We start from the raw sequence: 18,039 nt of genomic DNA, 5'->3' as shown, positions 1-18,039 counted from the left end.
TCTTCTTCAAGTAATGGGCAGGATACTCCAATACACGGTATCATTGTTCTGTGAGATAAAGTATTAGACTGAAAAACAAAGTTTTTGACTGAGAAAATAAAGTTGTAGACTAGAAATAGTTCCTTTCAAAAAACAAGGAGGATTTTTATGGTTAACAATCTGAATCAATCATTCGAATTTACGCGTGTAATCGATGCCCCTCGCGAACTCGTATTTAAAGCATGGACAGAGCTCGGGCATTTCGCGAAATGGTGGGGACCAAAGGGATTCACCCTTGAAGTCGTTATAATGGACGCTCGATCAGGTGGTCGGTTTTTAGGTTTTCTGACGTCTCCTGACGGAAATCTAGTTATGTGGAGAAAATTTACATATCAAGAGGTCGTCGAACCTGAGAAAGTGTCTTATATCCAATCCTTTTCCGATGAGCAAGGCAATACGGTCGGAGCGCCTTTTAGTGGGAGCTGGCCTCTTGAAATTATGAATGTCATAAAGCTTGAAGATGACGAAGGTAAAACTGTTTTAAAACTGAAAGGTTGCCCTGTGAACGCTTCCGCTGAGGAACAAGAATCCTACAACGGTATGGCTCCAATGCTTCAACAAGATCTTGAGGGTACTTTCGATAAACTTGCCGACTATCTTGTCTCCCTGAATTAGAATGCGATAAAAAATTTAATCGGCCAAAAAACCTTAATCACTTTGAACGTTACAGGTCATTGAGCTAACGGGGGCGTTCGTATTATAAGGTTAACCAGTTTTTACTGGTTGACCTTTTTTTAATAGAATCTATTATATCAGTAGCCAGGGTAGGACGTACGGGTGCGTGGGGCATTGATCCCGTCAACTAAACTGTCCGCCCCCTACTTGTAGAAACATGTTTGAGGCTGGTTGGGACGTAGATCTCGTATAACAAGCGAAGCTATGACACTACATGGAGGTCTAGGGGTACTGGTTAGTAATTGGTGGAGGAGAGGACGATGAATCCAGTAGTTGGTCTGGATGTAGCAAAGGGAGAAAGCCAAGTTCAGGCGTTTTTAGATAAATCAAAACCGTATGGAAAAAGCTTTTCAATGAGGCATACAAGTGAAGACTTAGATCACTTTATAGGCTTTTTAAAAGAGATTGAAGAGGTGACCGGGCAAATGCCTATGGTCATATTAGAATCTACGGGGCATTATCATTCGCCTGTTGTTCAATACATGGAGGAACACGGGATTCTATATATCTTACTAAATCCTATTATTTCTTATCAGGCAAAAAAGTCTAGTTTACGTAAGGTAAAAACAGACGCAATCGATGCGTATCAGTTGTGTGTACTTTATTACAAAGAAGATTTTGAAGCTCATAGAAATAGAGGGATTCAACTCTTGAACCTTCGGAATTTGTCAAGACAACAGGAGATTGTAACAAATATGTACGTGGAAGCTAAACTTCATTTTCACACCATTTTAGATCAAGTGTTTCCTGAATACCGGAAAGTTTTTGGAGATCTATATTCAAAGGTTTCTTTATTGATGTTAAAGGAATATCCCACTTCTGAGTCCATATTAACAGCTGGAGAAAGTAAATTGGTAGGGAGTGTTATGGAGTTCTGTCCTAGCCGATCTGGGCAATGGGCAAGGGAAAAAGCAAAAAAAATAATGGACTCCGCATCTCGAAATCCATTTAAAAAAGTCGTGTATGAAAGTCACTTAATTAATCTGCGTATGTATGTTGAGCTGCTTTTTCATTACCAAGGTCATCTTTCTGATTTGGAAGATCGTATCGTGACCTTGGCAAATGAAGTGGAAGAATACAAGATCATCCAATCGATTCCGGGAATCGGAGAAAAAATCGCTGCAACGATTATCTCTGAGATTGGTGAAATCGATCGGTTTAATCATCCTAAAAAACTCGTTGCCTTCGCTGGAGTGGATCCAAGTGTTCACTCATCGGGCAAGTTTACGGCAACAATCAATCGAATTACCAAAAGGGGTTCAAGTAGACTACGCCATTCCCTGTATCTTGCCGTTTTATGTGGCATAAGGAGTTCAAGAAACAAAAAGCTTAAAGAATTCTATGATAAGAAAAAATCAGAAGGAAAGCCTGCTAAAGTGGCAATCGTTGCCTGCATTAATAAACTTCTTCATTGGATTTACGCTTTATTGAAGAGAAAAGAAGAGTTCCTTGATTTAGGTTAATTACCGGTTTTGTGAAACAGAGAAAAATCCTTCCAAAGGGGTTTTGGAGGGTTATTTGGCATGGCCAAAAATAGTATAACATAAGGGAAATGTAATTTTTAGAGAAAGATATTGACATCCTATTAGCTGGTTTAGTTGAAGATTCAGCTGCCATTTTGGTGGCTTTTTTCCTTCTTGAACTAAAGGGACAGGATAGTTCAATAAGAACATAGAATTATATAGAAAAATAAAAGTACGGGAGGGTAAATTTATGTACGGGGTAGAGCCTACTTTTTGGCTAAGATTAATATCGTTGTTAGCTTTTGTTTTATTATTGTTGGTTTCGTTTAATACAATAATGAGAAAATGGCTAAAAATTGAGAGAAAGAAATTCTTTTCATATAACCATGTTAATGAGAAACATAAAAAAATTGATTGGACAATTAGAATTACAACAATAGTAAGTATCTTGTCAGGATATGTTATAAACATTATGAGAGACCCTATAAATTGGCTTTGGTTTTTACAACCGTGGTTTATAATATTTATTTTTATTGTTGTTTCTGAAACGGTTAGAGCAGTTATGGAACGAAAGTATGCAGAAAATCCTAATGCCTATAAATTAACAATTAGTCAAATAATATTTGTTCTTATATTGTTCTTTACATTATTCAAGACTGATTTTTTTGGATTAGTATAAGTAAAGGAAAAGTAGTCTCTATTGAAGTAACGGGGTGCGTTAGTTCAACAAGGTATCGAAAAAATTGATATTAAAAATGGCTCAGTTCATAGAACTGAGCCATTTTATTTTTAATTACGAATCCATATAGCAAATTTGGTTGCAGTTTCGATTGCATTTTCGGTTTTTGCGATAGGAAACAGAACCCGTTATCAAAAGGCAGGCTTTTTTTGTCATCCAAATTTAGATTGCTTTAGTTGTCCAAGTTTCTACGTCCCAAATATCTGTTACCACGTCTTGATAGAATTCAGGTTCATGTGAGATAAGGAGAATACTTCCCTTATACGATTTCAACGCCCGTTTAAGTTCGGCTTTTGCATCTACATCCAAATGGTTTGTGGGCTCATCGAAAACAAGAATATTGCTTTCCCTGTTGAGGAGCTTACATAACCTAACCTTCGATTTTTCGCCCCCGCTTAATACGGAGATCTTGCTTTCAATATGTTTTCTTGTTAGACCACATCTTGCAAGCGCAGCACGTACTTCGCCTTGGCTTAAATGAGGGAATTCATTCCATACTTCCTCGATACACGTGTTTTGATTTGCTGTTTTTACTTCTTGTTCAAAATAACCAATATACTGGTGTTCACCGCGCTCAAGTGTCCCAGAAAGGGCATCTATTTCTCCAAGAATACTACGAAGGAGTGTAGTCTTACCGATCCCGTTAGCTCCTACTAACGCAATTTTCTGGCCCCGCTCGATATGAAGGTTTAATGGTTTAGAGAGCGGCTCATCGTACCCAATGATTAATTCTTTTGTTTCAAAAATTAATTTACCTGAGGTTCTTGCTTCTTTAAATCTGAAATCAGGTTTTGGTCTTTCCTGTGCTAACTCAATCACGTCCATTTTATCAAGCTTTTTTTGTCTTGACATAGCAAGATTACTAGTGGATGCTCTTGCTTTATTACGGGCAACAAAATCCTTTAGATTGGAAATCTCTGCTTGCTGTCTCTTAAAAGCTGCTTCAACTTGTAATTTTTTTGCTTCGTATGTTACAAGAAAACTATTGTAATCTCCTACATAGCGATTTAATTCTTGATTTTCTAAGTGGTAGATCACATTTACAACGCTATTAAGAAATGGAATATCATGAGAAATTAATAAAAATGCATTTTCATATTCTTGCAGATAACGTCTTAACCATTCAATATGTTGTTCATCTAAATAGTTAGTAGGCTCATCTAAAAGGAGAATATCAGGTTTCTCAAGTAAAAGCTTTGCCAATAAAACCTTTGTTCTTTGCCCACCACTTAAATCATGAACGTCTTTTTCTAAACCTACATCATCAAGGCCTAGTCCACGCGCAACTTCTTCGACTTTTGCATCAATAATGTAAAAGTCATTATTCGTTAAAATATCTTGGAGCGTGCCAACTTCATCCAATAGTTTTTCCATTTCTTCTGGTGAAATGTCAGCCATTTTTCCATAAATAGTGTTAATATTCGCCTCGACATCAAAGAGATATTGAAAAGCCGTTTTTAAGACATCACGGATAGTCATTCCCTTTTGTAAAACAGCATGTTGATCGAGATAACCGACTCGTTGATTCTTAGACCACTCAACTTTTCCATCATCAGGCTGAAGTTGCCCTGTGATGATATTCATAAATGTTGATTTCCCTTCACCGTTTGCACCGACTAAAGCTATATGTTCTCCTTTTAACAAGCGAAAGGATACATTATCAAAGATGGCACGATCGCCAAAGCCGTGGCTTAGGTCTTTAACCGTTAATATACTCATATATTCGACCTCATTTAAATTTCATGTTATTTTTTTATTAAAATCATTTATACTTTTTAGCTAATCAGAATTTATATCCATAAATTCTGCTAGCCATTAAGTGTAACTACGCCTAATTATCGCCCTTAGGGGCTCGAAATCAACGAGTTTTCTTTATCTGAATGGATAGCACCAAAACTAAATTTTAACACAGATTAGAGCTTGATGGAATAGTTGAAATTTCCAATTTGATAGACAGGTAAATAAAACACAAAGCCTGTGAGCAACTTTTTCTAAAAACTGATTTTGAATTATTTGGTAAAATCCGCCTGTATCTATATGTATTGGCAAATTCATTTTTGAAAAAGTTTACCCAAATGTTTGATATAATAAGTAGGTTAGAATTGAAAAAATATGTATAAAAAGCAAGCTTAAAGTGTGTTAACTTAATTGCTACTATAAAAGGGATAGACTTTAACGTATTCCACGTGGAGTTTATCCCTTTTACTTACGTACAATCCAAATTACCAAAATAAAAATGGTCTATTCTTATGATACAATCGTGATAATTGATTCATATTATTTAGGGTTGGTAGCTGTAAGTGAAATTGTAAAACAAACATCAATTTATTTGAAAAACCAATAAAAGCCTTGATACAAAAAGTGAAACATCCTCAGGAAGGAGCAAGGCATTTGAATATAAAAGTAAACCAAAAAATCATTCAAGAAATGTGCGGGTTGGTCTCCTTCAAAAGAGGGGACGCTTTTTATCGAGCTAATAAAGTAATATTTGAAACGTACGGTCCTGGTGGGTGTGAGGCAACTGTAACGGGGGGGATGGAAGATTTTCATGTCACCATTGAACAGGTTGAGAATGGTGGATTTCACACGAAATGCAGCTGTCCAACGCTTGCTTCCTTTGCAAAGGATTGTCAGCATATTGCAGCTGTCCTACTTTCAGTTTACGAACATCAGCGTCGCGGAACCATCCCTTTGGACCAAAGCAAACGACAGCCTGACACTTTAACAAATACGAAACTTTCTGAAGGTTTGTTGACTATTTTTAATGAAAAGCCTATTCGTTCAAGCATGCATCAGCTCCATTTTGAAAAAAGAAAAGTGCTTGATGTGGAATTTACATGTAAGCCTGTCAACATTGGAAAGGGACAAGTCCTGTTCGGAATATCAGCTAAGGTTGGTCCAATAAATGTGCAAAATATCCGAGAGTTTTTAGAACAAATAAAGGAAGGCAATTCCTGCTTGCTCTCCCTTTCATTTACGTATGACCCAATCCATTATTGCTTTCAAAAAGAAACGGATGATGTCATTCATCAACTTATTCAAGTAATTGTAGATGAAAAGGTGTACATTGATGAGTTGTTAGACAAACAAGAATATGTAGGTGATAGTCACGTATTACTGATTCCAACATCCTCATGGAATAGACTTTTTCCTCTATTAGAAAGTGCACCATTCGTGAAGCTTGAGTATGACGGGAATTCATTTGACGGTATTCGCTTATCCAAGGAACCTCTGCCTTTACAAATTGACTTTGAAGAAACTGAGGGAAGTGGCTATCAACTAAGGATCAACGGGCTAAACCAGATGATTGTATTATATCCATATCAATCTGTCCTATTTAAAGGAAAACTAATAAAGCTGAAAAGTGAAGACTGTAAACGGCTTTTAGACCTAAAGCAGATGATAGAACAATCAGGAATAAACAGAATTCCTATTTTTGAGGAACAGCTGAACCTTTTCCTCGAAAAAGTGGTTCCAGGTTTAAGAAAACTTGGCGATGTAAAAATATCAGGGGCTCTAGCCAAAAAATTTGTGAGTACACCATTAATTGCTAAATTATACTTGGATCGTGTGAAAAATCGACTGCTTGCGGGGCTAGAGTTTCACTATGAAAATAATGTAATGAATCCATTAGAAAGTCGGGAACTTCAAATTAACTCGATGCTGATTAGGGATCTGGAGAAAGAAAATGTAATTCAAAAGCTGATGGAGGAAGGTTCGTTTGCAAAGACAGATGGCGGATATTTTTTGCATAATGAAGAGTTAGAGTATGAGTTTTTATACAATATCGTTCCTAAGCTTCAGAAGCTTGTGCAAATCTATGCAACAACGGCGGTAAGAAACCGAATATTCGGGGGGAATGCCCGTCCCCAGATTAGGGTAAAGTTCAAAAAAGAACGCACCAATTGGCTTGAATTTAAATTCGAGATGGACGGAATTCCTGAAAAACAGATACGTGAAATTCTTCAAGCTCTTGAGGAAAAACGGAAATATTACCGACTACGGAATGGAGCGCTTATGTCGCTTGAGACAAGGGAATTTGAAGAAATTAATCGTTTTTTGAATGCACTTCCGGTTCAAAATGACGATCTGGAAAAGGGTTTGAATCTACCAATCGTTCGAGGCTTACCGCTTCTTGATACTGTTGATGAAAGCAATACCTTCACGTTAGAGGAATCGTTCCTTCAGTTTGTGGAAGGCATTCGCAATCCAGATAGTTTGAAGTTTAAAGTTCCGAAAAGTGTAGAACCAATATTGCGAGACTATCAAAAACACGGCTATAAATGGATGAAAGCACTTGCTAGCTATGGTTTCGGGGGTATTCTTGCAGATGATATGGGACTGGGTAAAACGTTGCAAAGTATCACGTTTATTTTATCAGTTCTGCCTGACATTCGTAAAAAGAAGCTACCGGTTCTGATTGTTTGCCCATCATCTTTGACATATAACTGGCTAAGTGAATTTATAAAATTTGCACCGGATGTGCAAGCCGTTGTTATTGACGGAAATAAAACAGAAAGATTTATGCTTCAAAAGGATGCAACAGATACGGATGTTATCATTACCTCCTATCCGTTATTGCGAAGAGATATATTGTGGTTTGAGAAAAAAAACTTTCATACAGTGTTTTTCGATGAAGCTCAATTCTTTAAAAACCCCGTGACACAAACAGCACGAGCAGTGAAGAAGATCCAAGCAGATAATCGCTTCGCGCTAACGGGTACACCAGTAGAGAATTCACTTGAAGAATTGTGGTCTATTTTTCATGTTGTCTTTCCCGAACTGTTTCAAGGAATAAAGGAATACAGTAACCTCCCAAGGAAAACCATTGCCAGAAGGATTCGTCCATTTTTGCTGCGGAGGTTGAAAGAGGATGTGCTTTCAGAGCTGCCTGAAAAAATAGAATCGATGGATTCAGCGGAGATGCTTCCTGAGCAGAAGAAACTTTATGCTGCATATTTGGCAAAACTCAGGCATGACACGTTGAAGCATCTTGATAAAGATACACTTCGGAAAAATCGTATTAAAATCTTGGCTGGGTTGACTCGGTTACGTCAGATTTGTTGTCATCCTGCACTGTTTGTGGACGGATATAAAGGAAGCTCTGCTAAATTTGAACAACTGAAGCAGATTTTAGAAGAATCCAATCTTTCTGGAAGAAGGGTACTGATCTTCTCGCAGTTTACAAAAATGCTTAAAATCATTGGTAAAGATTTAGCATTTCAAGGACAGCCTTTTTTCTACCTTGACGGCCAAACACCATCAGAACAACGTCTGGAAATATGCAATCGATTTAATACGGGTGAACGAGATATATTCCTCATTTCCTTGAAAGCAGGCGGAACAGGGCTTAATCTGACAGGTGCCGATACCGTTATCCTCTACGATTCGTGGTGGAACCCTGCAGTCGAGGAGCAAGCAGCTGATCGTGCACACCGGATTGGTCAGACAAATGTCGTCCAGGTGATCAAACTTGTTGCCCGTGGAACAATCGAAGAAAAAATAAATGAACTACAAGAAAAAAAGAAACATCTAATTGAAGAAATAATCGATCCTAAGCAGAAAGCCACATCAACACTAACCGAAGAGGATATTCGGGAGATATTGATGATCTAGAGCGTCATAACAAGGGCTTGATTATCCCGAAATGTAGGGAATTTTTTTAAATAAAAATAAGGAAGTATAAAAATGTCAGTGAAACAAAGGGGGATAATTGATGAAAGAAATATATAGTGAAGTAATTCAATTTCGGGGCACACATTATGATTTTGGATTTATGGAAGGTGAAAAATTAATCGATTCTCTTACAGTTAAAAATCGGGAAATTCAGTGGAAGGTCAGGAAGCCGAGGTTTACCGTTAATGTTGAAGAGGCAAGATTGGCAATAACGAAATTTGCGCCGGGCGTTTGGGATGAATTACTTGGATTGCAAGATGGGTTAAAATGGCCAATTGAACGTGTATTGATGGAGTTTGGGGGTTATCGCTTGGATTATGTTCGTTCAGGTTGCTCCATTTTGACAGGTGATCATTATTTGATGCGCAATTATGATTACCATCCAAAGACATATGAAGGTCGATACACCATTTTTCAACCAACAGATAAAGGGTACGCAATTATTGGTCCAAGTCAACGCGTAACAGGACGAATGGACGGAATGAACGAAAAAGGGCTTGCGCTTGGTTATAACTTTATGCACCGAAAAGATCCTGGAATTGGATTCATTTGTTGCATGATTGGAAGACTTATTTTAGAATCTTGTGGAAGTGTTTTGGAGGCCGTCTCGATGTTAAAAGAGATCCCTCACCGCCATTCGTTTAGTTATATTGTCTATGATCGAAGTGGTGAGACCTATGTTGTCGAAACATCTCCGCGTGGTATTGAGGTGCGTCAATCTACAGCCTGCACCAATCATTTTGAACTAATGAAGCATGAAAATCGGAACCATCTTGTGGATTCTATTCGACGATTGGATATTATAAAAGAACATCAAGGGAATATCATAGATGCTAACCAAGCATTTCGGTTGCTAAATGATACCGATAAAGGGTTATTTTCGGATTTATACAGTAGTTGGGCAGGGACCATTCATACAACAGCCTATTTTCCAAGGGAAATGAAAGCGTGGATTGCCTTAGGTGGTGACAGACAACCCATTCAATTTGACTTCGCCAAATGGCTGGCTGGACAAGATTTTGAGATAGACCGGATAATTGGAGAAATAGATACAGATATACCATTTGTGCATATGGACGAACACGCGGATTGGTTTCGAAAATAGCTTTATTTACTTTAATTACTGAAATAAAATGCTACAGTGTAAAAATTACAGGATTACTTCTAAGGTGCAAAGCAGTGAATCGTAGGTAAAATCAAACGGCAAATATTCTTAATGAAATTCGCATACTCATTAAAATGGCTCGGAGTTTTTCCAAGCCATTTTTTCATTAAGGCTGTTTTCGCATAGATTGTTGTTTTTCGTACCTAGTCTAAAAACCCGAAATAGCAATAGTATCGTGCTCTTTTCTTAAAAACTTCCTACGGGTTTCATCGGTAAACTGGAATCCCATTCTAATTTAGTTTCAAATAGCAACAAAGTTTAAGAAAAGAGCCTTCATTAAAGCAACCCGTAGAATAAGCGATCTGATGTTCTGAGACGAATTTAAAGTGGATATCGACAATTCGTTAAATTCTTATTTCCTACTTGAAAAGGTACATAGTTGCCAATTTGATGATTATTCATACTTTACCATGATTTATTGAAATTTAAACAATAAATATTGAAAACGCTTTCAATTTCTTTTGTTATAGCATATTCTTAAAATAAAGGTATTTTTAAAATATCAAAATAGCTTTTGGTTCTGTTTTTCACCAAATCAGGTGGAGAAGGAACAAGAGGAGGCAATGTAGATGAGTCAAAATCGATTTAAAAACATGGAAACAGCTGTTATTCATACTGGCTACGATTCACAGCAACATTCTGGAAGTTTAACACCACCAATCTATCAAACTTCCACATTTACCTTTGAAACAGCAGAACAAGGCGAAAATCGCTTTGCAGGTAACGAAGACGGGTACATCTATTCAAGACTAGGAAACCCTACGGTAAAAGTTTTAGAAGAAAGAATTGCGGCACTTGAGGAAGGTGAACGAGGGCTCGCTTTTGGTTCAGGAATGGCTGCTGTATCGGCAATTTTATTAGCCCTTACTAAGTCTGGGGATCATATTATCTGTACCCAAGGACTCTATGGCTGTACATTTGGATTACTACAAATGATGAAAAATAAATATAAAATTTCACATGATTTCAGTGTGATGGATACAGAAGAATCAATCGAAAAGTATATCACTCCTGAAACAACTTGTATCTATGTTGAAACACCAATAAACCCAACTATGAAACTAATTGATTTAGAAATGGTTGTAAAAATAGCAAAGAAACATAACTTACAAGTAGTAGTCGATAATACGTTTTGTTCACCCTACCTTCAAAAACCATTAACATTAGGCTGTGATTTTGTCATTCATAGTGCGACAAAATATATTTGCGGACATGGTGATGTTGTGGCAGGATTAGCTGTTGGTAGGAAAGAAATCATGGATGAAATTTCGATGACTACGCAGAAAGATATCGGTGGAATTATCTCTCCATTTGATGCATGGCTGCTAATAAGAGGAATGAAGACATTACCTATTAGAATGGATCGCCACTCGGAAAATACTGAAAAAATTGCAGAATTACTGAAAACACATCCAATAATAGAAGAAATCTTCTACCCTGGAGATAAAACAAATCCGCAATTTGCAATAATGGAAAAGCAAATGAAAAAACCAGGTGGAATGATTTCCTTTACAATTAAAGGGGAAAAACGAGAAGCTCAAAAATTAATGAATCAGCTAAGGTTAATTAAAATTGCCGTTAGCCTGGGAGATGCTGAGACGTTAATTGAACATCCTGCAACGATGACACATGCTGTAATTCCAGAGGATTCAAGAAAAGAAATGGGTATTACAGATACAATGTTGCGTTTATCGATCGGATTAGAGGCTTGGGAAGACATATGGGAAGACCTAAAACAAGCACTTGATTCTATATAGAATAAAAAGGAACGGGGCAAAATACTAATTTGCCTCGTTTTTTTTTGTAGCTAAGTGCATAAGGGCAACAACGCCTAACCATTCTCCCTTAGCGGTTATTTCACAAAATGTTAACAATAATAATAAAGGGTTTGCAGATATGTAGAACGAAAAATAAATAGATATGTGGATTTTTTTAGAGGGTGTGTAACGAGAATGGGATTCTGGAGAAAGTTTGTAAATCGTGGCTTGGTTATTAGCGAAGATTTACGAGAAGAAGTTGGTGAAGTAGGTGGAAAACAAAGCTTTTCAGGTGAAAAGAGTACAAAAGAAGAATCAAAAGTAACCATTCCGGTCGTTTCTCATTTATCTGAGGTTCAACCTTATGATATAATGTATGATAAAAAACCAGCTTTAGGTTCAGTAGTTTATTGCCAATTAGATGATAAAGACCATTCAGGGATCTATGTTGGCGATGATATGATCATTCAATTAACTGCTGAAGGTAAGATTGAAAAAGTAAGCTTGGCTGATTTTACAAGCAAAATCACCACTGGTAGTACTGATATATGGTTTCCATGTAATAATGAAAATGGTCAGGCGTTAGGGCTATGCACAGTTGTTTATATAGCACTTGAGATAATTGACAATAGTGAAAACTATAATCTGGCTTTGGATAATTCACATCAATTTATTTCTGGTTGTATAACAAATACCTTTGAAAACGCCGATAAATTTCTTTGGATGCTAAAACATACCTTTGAAGATATGTTTGATTGCAATGTTTTATGGAAGCGCTGGGAATGGTGAGCTAAATCTAAGAATACAAAGAATTCAACATGTGTTTGTTTTACACATGTTTTTATTATTTGGAGGATTTTTCTGCCTTTTGTCGAAAAATATTGGTAAGCTTAGGTAGCATTCATATGTTTTTTATTTTTTTAGAGAAAAAAATTTACTAAAAACGTACTTTTGAATTCATAGGGAGTGAAAATAATGGATAAACACAGTCATGAGGAAAAGCATTTCATGAGTTCGGATCTTATCCGTGATATCGTAATTGGCATGTCTGACGGTCTGACGGTTCCATTCGCTTTGGCAGCAGGTTTATCAGGCGCAGTTGATACTACAGCATTAATTATGACAGCTGGTGGAGCAGAAATTGCGGCAGGCTCTATTGCAATGGGACTTGGTGGATATTTGGCTGGAAAAACGGATGCGGAGCATTATGAAACGGAATTAAAACGGGAACAACGAGAAGTAATTGAGGTCCCTGATAAAGAGGAAGAAGAGGTAGCTGAAGTATTCAGGGAGTATGGCCTAGAAGAGGAACAAATAAAATCTATTACAGCTACAATGAGAAAAAATCCTGATCAATGGGTAGACTTTATGATGAAGTTTGAGCTTGGCTTGGAGAAACCAGAACCTAGCAGGGCAAGAAATAGTGCAATAACAATTGCAATTTCCTATATAGTCGGGGGACTTATACCTTTGTCACCATACATAATCATTTCTGATCCTGCCTCTGCCTTAAAAATGTCCGTTATCTTTACATTGATTGCTCTAATGATATTTGGATACATAAAAGGTAGGTTTACAGGAACTACTCCATGGAAGAACGCGGTACAAACGACGATCGTTGGTGGCTTAGCGGCAGCTGTTGCATTTGGGCTTGCGCGCTTGCTCTCGTAAAAAGGATAGTACGGGGAATTCCTCGTACCTTTTTTAACTTCTGTGAAGCTACTAAAGAACTTGACGTCGAAAAGCGTACCCCTGCACAAAGATTAGGCATAATTGATAAAATGTTTGATTTAAAAGATATAATTTATTTGAGATAGTTCGCTAGATATTAGCGAACCTATTTTTTGAAGATAAATGGAAAAATTTACATAAAAATATAATGGAGTTTGTAAAGGATTGCTTTTAAATAACGGGGTTGGTTAATTTTTCGAGGAATTTATTTCCACCTTTATTTAAGGAATGTATAATTAAATAAGCTCGAAAGTTTTAGGGGGAAACCAAATGAGGGGGAAAATGGTTGCATTAATTTCTTTTTCAATAGTAATTGGCATGTTTCTTCTTTTGCATTCCACACCAAATATAGCCTTAAGAACCACAGTATTCGCTATGGGTCATCCAATAAAAGCAATTTCCACAGGAATTATTGAGGAGAAAAATATTAACAAACAAGACAAAGCAAAATATGCTAAATTAAATAAGAAGTTATATAAATTAACTAAACCTCCTTATGAAAAAGGCACTGGGGGAACTTTAATTTACTTTAACGTCAGGAAAATCAACTTTTTATATTTTGCTAATTTCTGTTGTGAGGACCCAAATGTATAATAATTTTTGTTAAAGTATCTGTTCTTTAATTAAATAAGGATAATTTATTACACGTCAAAACGCTCAGAACTTAATTGATCTGAGCGTTTTTGATTGCTATTTATATTGCTAATTTTTTGTTGAAACCGATACTAATTGGTATGTTACTTCCTATTTTATTTGTATTTTTCTCTCCCAAGACGGAACCCGTTAGATTGATGCCAAGTGTTTTTATCTGCTTATAACGAAATCAATTACCTATTGCTTAAAGGTCGTCTTTTTCTTTGAAAGTATTTTTCTGGAGCAAATCTGAATATTTAGCAATAGCGGGTAAAATAATAGTAAAAAAAGGAGAGATACGATGGAAAAACAAAATAAGTATGTTACCGCTGACCTTTCGCCTAATTTAATAAATGAAATTAAATCGCTTGAAGAAAGTTTAAGCGAGGAAACACACAAAAAAGTATTTGTTATAGCCTACGAAAAAGATGAAAATTATTTGGGAGAATAGCTATGTGTTTACTTTTTTGGGAAAAACAAGAATGATCAGAAACTAAGTGTGCGTAAATGGGGTTAAAAATAATCTGCCCCTGTTTTAATTAAAGGAGGTTCGGAAATGGAAAAAGACTTTTCAAATCAAAAATTTGATGAAACTAACCTTAATTTTAAAGGAAAGGCCAATAAAGAAGTGTTAGAAATTAGTTCAACAGGATATGGATATGAATCTGTTTCTATAGATCCGAAAGAAGAAGAAACCTCTCAAGATGGAAAAGATAAAAATTTTTCCTGTGGAGGTTTATAAAAATAGCTAAAATAGTTAAGGCTTTTCCAAATGGAATCTTGAGAAAACAATACTTTTTCCGAAAACAAATACTAATGTCTATCAAAAATAGACGTTTTTATTTTTTGAAGAAAGGTTTGCCTTAGAAACAAAAAAACGCCAATACTGGCGTTAGGATAATGGATTTTTAGTAGTAGTAGTCTGTTCGTTTTCATCTATCATATTTCTGACATCTTGCGCAATTTTATCAAAAGTTTGGTTAACTCTATTCATAATTGCATCCTGATCAATGCTATTGTTTTGATTTTTACTGTTTTGGCTTATGTCTTTTTCCATGCTTTCACCTCCAATTATTATAATGTGTAAAGGTGGAAAAATTTATTACAACATAATGGAATAAGAACAAAGGCTAGTTTTTAGTGTTTAGGTCATTCTATTTCATTAGTAAAGGTCTTATATAACGGGAATTTTATATGAATTAGGAGGGGAAAATATCTTGAAAAATTTTCGATTTTTAATTAATGATCAATTTAATGCCCAAACAATTGCAGAAGATTTGAAGGTTCAACTTGATGTGAATCGGCTCTATGACGTCAATATTGTTGCCGTGAATAGTCGTAATGAAGTCATTGTACAAGTTCCAGAAGCAAATGGAACATTAGAAGAAGTTGTTGAAAGTTTTATGGATAGCTATCAAAAGGGTATTATTCTGGAATAAAGGTAAACGAAAAGTAATTTCAAATTACTAGCCCAATTAGTGATATAAATTAGAAAAAACTTTCAACTACCACAATCTTCGAATTGTGGTAGTTTTCATATATGGAAACACAAAGTTTCAACAGGGTCCTGCCTATTTAAAAATGCAGTTTTTTTACAAACAGAATAGTTGTTTCACTTAGCATGGAATAGGAAAAATAATGTCAATTAATTTTAAGTGATAAATAAATTATTGAGGCATATGGATAGTGTTATGAAACTACTTTAGAAAACTATTTTGTAATGAGAAAAAACCAAAAAAGTAGGTGATCCATTGCCAAAAGAGAAAGGAACTTATCGATTAGCTATTTTCACTGCTATTATTGGACTATTTCTTTTTATTCCATTTGGCTCCTTGAAAGGACTTATCTATAATAAAATTCTTATCATCCACATAATACTTGGTCTTGCTCTTGGAGTAATGCTATTCAGATTAATTCGTACACATATCCCTCATGAATTGAGTAATCCATTTAAGAGCGGCGAGAAAAAGTGGAAGGGTTTTAAACTATTACTCTATTTAATAATAGCGACCATTTCAGGAATAATTGTTGTTTTTTTTCAAATAAGCTGGTTAATATATTTTCACGGTGCTATTGGATTATGGTCATTATTCGTCGGGTGGAAACATAAAAGATACGAAGTCCGCTAATGGTCATGTAAATGCGATAAGGCCTTGAAGTATGCAATATAATTTTAAAAAACCACAAACAAAAGGATCTATTTCCTCAGCATGTAATGTGTGGGAGATAGATCCTTTTATGTAGAAAAGGATCTGTTAAACTTCATTGTTGCTTTTCATTATGATTAGGGAACACGACATAAGATCCTTTATTTTAGAAAAGGCTCTATCAAATATTTATATTGATATTCGAATAAAACGAACTGTTATTCTAAAATGAATATATAAATAAGGGGATAAATAAGTGATTTCGAGTGGCGTTAACAGACATTATTGTTTAACAGAGCCATTTTTAAAGTAGTAATAACGGCAATCATTACTCAAGTAATCCGAGAAACTAACGAAAATAAAATAAGCGGAGATTTTTCGGTTAAATGCAGAATGGAGCTCGTTTCGGGGGTGTATAAGCGAAGGTTTTCCGGTTAGGCAATGCAAAGCCGTCCATTTTCGCGGTTTTTGAGTCAATAGGCGGAAACTCTCCGTCTATTTATTCTATTTTTAATCCAATTTACTAATTAATAGGAATTTCTCCGTCTATTAAGAATTCAGACAGGTATCAAATATCAATATTTACCTTTAACAGACATCCATGCAAAATTTTTGGCACATCTATGAATGAAATAATAGTTATTCACAGTTATTTCAGGGTAGAGTCATGGATAAAAAGAATAATAACTAGTCAATTTAATAAAGGCGACTTAAAATTCACATTGATTTTTAGAGTCGTCTTTTTTAATACAGTAATATATCCTTATTGAAAGACTCTTATCGTAACTATTGTTGCTAAATCTATAATAATCAAAGTCTATCTAAACAATTTTTAATATTTGTATTAAAATGGTAAAGGGGGTGTTGAGTTGGATATATTAGGAAATTTAGCGGAAAATATTTTTCACTTAATGCCAAGTAGAAAAACAAGAAAAATAAACCAAAACCTACGACAATTAAGGAATGAAGTAGAATTTAAACGCATGGAGAATAGGATAGGGAAAGACGAAGTTAGGGAATTTCTTTATGAGAAACCTATCGTTACTATTCTAAGTGACACAGAAAGAAAAACTACCTTTTTTCATGATTTTGAGAAACTATGCGAAAAGGTAGGAGTGTAAACATCACTCTAAAGGACTTTCTTAATCGAGAGTCCATTTTCCACTTTATCTACCTGAGTTGATTGGAGAGAAGGGCACTTGACTCCTGCGGGATTAGAGGGAATGGGAGACCCCACAGGCGGAACGCCGAGGAGGCTCCCATCCCTCCCCGCGGAAAGCAAGAGCCCGGAGTGGAAATCAACGGGCAAAGTTGGGGGCTAAGTACAATCATTTTTCAAACATCGATAGGTACATGGGTTCTTAACGATCAACAGAATTAACCAGATTGATAATTGGTACATGTAATGAATTTCAAAGATAGAGTCTAGATTTACGGGAATGTATAATTGTTGAAATATTTATAATAGTTTTACTTTTACTTATAATATTATTACGCTAAAGCATGTATCACTTTCATAATATTTATCTGTGTAGAGAAACTGTTTGGTATCATGAAGGTAGATAGGACTTAGTCTCATCACTTAATATATCAATATTATTTAACATTTTTTATAATATTATTACTTTTTAATTTCATATTCACAACCGATAAGGACTATGTTACTATCAAAGCGATTTTGGAATTACTTTTATAGGTTAACATCGGAGATAAGAACAAACAATTCATCTTGGTTTCCAAAATCATATTACAAAAAATAATTGAGGTGTAAATATGATGGGAACAACTAAATATAGTCAAGATGAAAATAATAAACTCTTAATGGAGATAATGAATCTACGAATTAATTTAAGTGAATTATACGCACAGTCGGGGCCGTCTAGTACAAACTATATTTCAGATTCAATAAAACTAGATTTACTTATTAACGAATACTTAGATGAAAAAATATCAAAACTAACAAGTATTGCTCAAGATCAACTTATCTAGATTTAAAATAAAATGAAGTTGAGGC

Annotated in this window: 17 protein-coding genes; 15 read left to right on the top strand and 2 right to left on the bottom strand. The window is 35.5% G+C overall.

Features of this window, described 5'->3' with window-relative positions; all coding sequences use genetic code 11:
* Nucleotides 1-147: 147 nt before the first annotated feature.
* From RCG20_RS01815 to RCG20_RS01805, 3 genes are all read left to right on the top strand, one after another.
* Complete coding sequence (locus RCG20_RS01815) at nucleotides 148-654, top strand: SRPBCC family protein (protein WP_308182532.1); 507 nt, start codon at nucleotides 148-150, stop codon at nucleotides 652-654.
* 320 nt (nucleotides 655-974) lie between these two features.
* On the top strand, nucleotides 975-2,177 hold the full coding sequence (locus tag RCG20_RS01810) for an IS110 family RNA-guided transposase (RefSeq protein ID WP_308182531.1): 1,203 nt from the start codon (nucleotides 975-977) through the stop codon (nucleotides 2,175-2,177).
* 250 nt (nucleotides 2,178-2,427) lie between these two features.
* The gene (locus RCG20_RS01805) at nucleotides 2,428-2,856 is read left to right on the top strand and encodes a DUF4181 domain-containing protein (RefSeq protein WP_308182530.1); all 429 of its coding nucleotides are present in this window, start codon (nucleotides 2,428-2,430) and stop codon (nucleotides 2,854-2,856) included.
* Nucleotides 2,857-3,078: 222 nt separating this feature from the next.
* On the opposite strand, the gene RCG20_RS01800 is transcribed toward RCG20_RS01805, so the two are convergent.
* Nucleotides 3,079-4,635, bottom strand: coding sequence for an ABC-F family ATP-binding cassette domain-containing protein (locus RCG20_RS01800; RefSeq protein WP_308182529.1), 1,557 nt, complete (start codon nucleotides 4,633-4,635; stop codon nucleotides 3,079-3,081).
* Between the two features lie 672 nt (nucleotides 4,636-5,307).
* On the opposite strand from RCG20_RS01800, the gene RCG20_RS01795 reads away from it, so the two are divergent.
* The 8 genes from RCG20_RS01795 to RCG20_RS01760 all read left to right on the top strand — a co-directional run bounded on the left by RCG20_RS01795 (nucleotide 5,308) and on the right by RCG20_RS01760 (nucleotide 14,620).
* Nucleotides 5,308-8,532 carry a DEAD/DEAH box helicase gene (locus RCG20_RS01795; RefSeq protein ID WP_308182528.1) on the top strand — a complete coding sequence of 1,075 codons (3,225 nt, stop codon included), beginning with the start codon at nucleotides 5,308-5,310 and terminating at the stop codon, nucleotides 8,530-8,532.
* A 100-nt stretch (nucleotides 8,533-8,632) separates the two neighbouring features.
* Nucleotides 8,633-9,697, top strand: coding sequence for a C45 family autoproteolytic acyltransferase/hydrolase (locus tag RCG20_RS01790; RefSeq protein WP_308182527.1), 1,065 nt, complete (start codon nucleotides 8,633-8,635; stop codon nucleotides 9,695-9,697).
* A 629-nt stretch (nucleotides 9,698-10,326) separates the two neighbouring features.
* Nucleotides 10,327-11,514 (top strand): methionine gamma-lyase, encoded by a 1,188-nt coding sequence (gene megL / locus RCG20_RS01785; RefSeq protein ID WP_308182526.1) that lies wholly within the window; start codon nucleotides 10,327-10,329, stop codon nucleotides 11,512-11,514.
* Between the two features lie 195 nt (nucleotides 11,515-11,709).
* On the top strand, nucleotides 11,710-12,303 hold the full coding sequence (locus tag RCG20_RS01780; protein WP_308182525.1) for a hypothetical protein: 594 nt from the start codon (nucleotides 11,710-11,712) through the stop codon (nucleotides 12,301-12,303).
* A gap of 186 nt (nucleotides 12,304-12,489) precedes the next feature.
* Nucleotides 12,490-13,185 carry a VIT1/CCC1 transporter family protein gene (locus tag RCG20_RS01775; RefSeq protein WP_308182524.1) on the top strand — a complete coding sequence of 232 codons (696 nt, stop codon included), beginning with the start codon at nucleotides 12,490-12,492 and terminating at the stop codon, nucleotides 13,183-13,185.
* 330 nt (nucleotides 13,186-13,515) lie between these two features.
* On the top strand, nucleotides 13,516-13,839 hold the full coding sequence (locus tag RCG20_RS01770) for a hypothetical protein (RefSeq protein WP_308182523.1): 324 nt from the start codon (nucleotides 13,516-13,518) through the stop codon (nucleotides 13,837-13,839).
* A 340-nt stretch (nucleotides 13,840-14,179) separates the two neighbouring features.
* Nucleotides 14,180-14,329, top strand: coding sequence for a hypothetical protein (locus RCG20_RS01765; RefSeq protein ID WP_308182522.1), 150 nt, complete (start codon nucleotides 14,180-14,182; stop codon nucleotides 14,327-14,329).
* A gap of 105 nt (nucleotides 14,330-14,434) precedes the next feature.
* Nucleotides 14,435-14,620, top strand: coding sequence for a hypothetical protein (locus RCG20_RS01760; RefSeq protein WP_308182521.1), 186 nt, complete (start codon nucleotides 14,435-14,437; stop codon nucleotides 14,618-14,620).
* 150 nt (nucleotides 14,621-14,770) lie between these two features.
* Here RCG20_RS01760 and RCG20_RS01755 read toward each other — a convergent pair whose 3' ends face one another.
* The gene (locus tag RCG20_RS01755; protein WP_308182520.1) at nucleotides 14,771-14,935 is read right to left on the bottom strand and encodes a hypothetical protein; all 165 of its coding nucleotides are present in this window, start codon (nucleotides 14,933-14,935) and stop codon (nucleotides 14,771-14,773) included.
* 160 nt (nucleotides 14,936-15,095) lie between these two features.
* Between RCG20_RS01755 and RCG20_RS01750 the strand changes: the two genes are divergently transcribed.
* The 4 genes from RCG20_RS01750 (at nucleotide 15,096) to RCG20_RS01735 (ending at nucleotide 18,014) form a co-directional block, all read left to right on the top strand.
* Complete coding sequence (locus RCG20_RS01750) at nucleotides 15,096-15,317, top strand: hypothetical protein (protein WP_308182519.1); 222 nt, start codon at nucleotides 15,096-15,098, stop codon at nucleotides 15,315-15,317.
* Between the two features lie 312 nt (nucleotides 15,318-15,629).
* On the top strand, nucleotides 15,630-16,007 hold the full coding sequence (locus tag RCG20_RS01745; RefSeq protein ID WP_308182518.1) for a hypothetical protein: 378 nt from the start codon (nucleotides 15,630-15,632) through the stop codon (nucleotides 16,005-16,007).
* A gap of 887 nt (nucleotides 16,008-16,894) precedes the next feature.
* Entirely contained in the window at nucleotides 16,895-17,146 is a 252-nt protein-coding gene (locus RCG20_RS01740; RefSeq protein WP_308182517.1) for a hypothetical protein, read from the top strand.
* A gap of 655 nt (nucleotides 17,147-17,801) precedes the next feature.
* Entirely contained in the window at nucleotides 17,802-18,014 is a 213-nt protein-coding gene (locus RCG20_RS01735) for a hypothetical protein (protein WP_308182516.1), read from the top strand.
* Nucleotides 18,015-18,039: the final 25 nt, after the last annotated feature.

This window comes from Neobacillus sp. PS3-40, assembly GCF_030915485.1.
Lineage (GTDB): Bacteria > Bacillota > Bacilli > Bacillales > Cytobacillaceae > JAUZPL01.
This window is presented reverse-complemented; position numbering and strand designations above follow the sequence as displayed.